The following is a 1,226-nucleotide window of genomic DNA, read 5'->3' as shown; positions in this document are numbered from 1 at the left end:
GGCCGGGCCCGCGCGGGCCCGGCCGTGGTGCGTGACGAGGGGGAGGGGCTACTGGCGGCCCAGCGCCCGGTAGGTCCAGCCCGAGGCGCGCCAGTACGTGGGGTCGAGCGCGTTGCGCCCGTCCACGATGCGCTTGCGGGCCACCACCCCGGCCAGCTCCTCCGGGTTGGCCTCGCGGAACTCCGCCCACTCGGTGAGCAGCAGCACCACGTCGGCGCCGCGCGCCGCCGCCAGCATGGAGTCGGCGTAGTTCAGCTCCGGGTGCGCCTCGCGCGCCCGCTCCAGCGCCCGCGGGTCGTACACCGTCACCTGCGCTCCCAGGGAGGCGATGGTGGAGGCCACGTCCAGGGCGGGCGAGTCGCGGATGTCGTCGGAGTTGGGTTTGAACGCCGCGCCCAGCACGGTCACCGTGCGCCCGGCGAAGCTCCCGCCGATCAGCTGGCGGGCGATGTCGATGGTGCGCGCGCGGCGGCGCTGGTTGATCGCGTCCACCTCGCGCAGGAAGGACAGCGCGGGCTCCACGCCCAGCTCGTCGGCGCGCGCCATGAACGCGCGGATGTCCTTGGGCAGGCAGCCGCCGCCGAAGCCCAGGCCCGGGCCGAGGAACTTGCCGCCGATGCGGTCGTCGTAGGACAGCGCCTCGGCCAGCTGGATGACGTCGGCCCCGGCCACCTCCGACACCTCCGCCATGGCGTTGATGAAGGAGATCTTCGTGGCCAGGAAGGCGTTGGCCGACACCTTGACCAGCTCGGCGGTCTGGAGGTCGGTCAGCAGGAAGGGGACGCCGTCGTCGATCTGGCGCTGCCACAGGGCGCGCACGGCCTTCTCGACCCGGGGGGAGTCGGTGCCGATCACGATCCGGTTCGGGTGCAGGGTGTCCTCCACCCCGAAGCCCTCGCGCAGGAACTCCGGGCTCCACCCCAGCTCGGCCTCCTCGCCCACGGGGGCCAGCGCGGACAGCCGGGCGGCCAGGGTCGCCGCGGTGCCCACCGGAACGGTCGAGCGGCCCACGACCACGGTGGGGCGGGTCAGGTGCGGGGCCAGCTGGTCCACCGCGGCGTTGACGTAGCGCAGGTCGGCCGCGCCGGAGTCGTCGCGCTGAGGGGTGCCCACGCAGATCAGGTGCAGGTCGGCGAACTCCGCGGCCTCGGCGAAGGAGGTCGTGAAGTGCAGGCGGCCGGTTCCCAGGTTCGCGGTGAGCAGCTCTTCGAGCCCGGGCTCGAAGA

1 protein-coding gene is annotated in these 1,226 nt (G+C 73.8%); it reads right to left on the bottom strand.

Annotation, left to right across the window (positions count from 1 at the left end; genetic code table 11):
* Window positions 1–48: 48 nt before the first annotated feature.
* Window positions 49–1,226 (bottom strand): UDP-glucose/GDP-mannose dehydrogenase family protein (locus tag DQW06_RS22215; RefSeq protein WP_157983553.1); only part of this gene is annotated, 1,178 nt, incomplete at its 5' end.

The sequence above is a fragment of the Nocardiopsis sp. TNDT3 genome, from assembly GCF_003427465.1.
Taxonomy (GTDB): Bacteria; Actinomycetota; Actinomycetes; order Streptosporangiales; family Streptosporangiaceae; genus Nocardiopsis; species Nocardiopsis dassonvillei.
Note: the sequence above shows the minus strand (reverse complement) of the source record. Positions and strands in the feature narration are given on the sequence as shown.